The organism is Delftia sp. ZNC0008 (assembly GCF_000799035.1).
GTDB lineage: Bacteria > Pseudomonadota > Gammaproteobacteria > Burkholderiales > Burkholderiaceae_C > Comamonas > Comamonas tsuruhatensis.
Genome location: NZ_JTKZ01000192.1, coordinates 1 through 610, shown reverse-complemented (window position 1 = coordinate 610; position 610 = coordinate 1). Strand labels below are relative to the sequence as shown.

At 72.5% G+C, this 610-nt stretch carries 1 pseudogene; it reads left to right on the top strand.

Going from position 1 to position 610, the window contains the following annotated elements:
* A pseudogene (locus tag L995_RS06350) lies at positions 1-610 on the top strand (DUF58 domain-containing protein); the annotation flags it as partial.

Below are 610 nucleotides of genomic sequence, written 5' to 3'. Positions count from 1 at the left end.
CCGCTCCCGCGTCCTCGCCCGGCGCCGCCCAGCCGGGGGCACCGCTGCGCCAGCGCTGGTCTCCTGCGCGGCGCGTGCGCCAGTGGTGGCATGCCCGCCTGCCGCGCACCGACAGCCTCAGGCTGACCCAGCGCAATGTCTACATCATGCCCTCGCGCGCAGGCTGGGCCCTGGCGCTGACGCTGTGCGTGCTGCTGGTGGCGGCCATCAACTACCAGCTCAACCTGGGCTACCTGCTGACCTTTTTGCTGGCCGGAAGCGCGGCTGCGGGCATGGTGGTCGGCCACGGCAACCTGCGCGGCCTGGCAATGCACCTGGTGCCGCCGGCCGGCAGCTTTGCCGGCCAGCCCTGCCGCTTCGACGTGGTGCTGCACAACAGCCGCCGCAGCACGCGCTGGGGCATAGGCCTGGCCGTGCAGGGCGATGTCCCGGCCACCGACTGGACCTGGATCGATGTACCGGCACAGGGCAGCACCACGGCACAGTTGGCCTTCACGCCGCTGCGCCGGGGACGGCAGCCGCTGCCCACGATCACGGCGGCCACCCGCTATCCGCTGGGCACCTTCCGCGTCTGGGCGCTGTGGCGCGCACAGACGCAGGCCTGGATCTA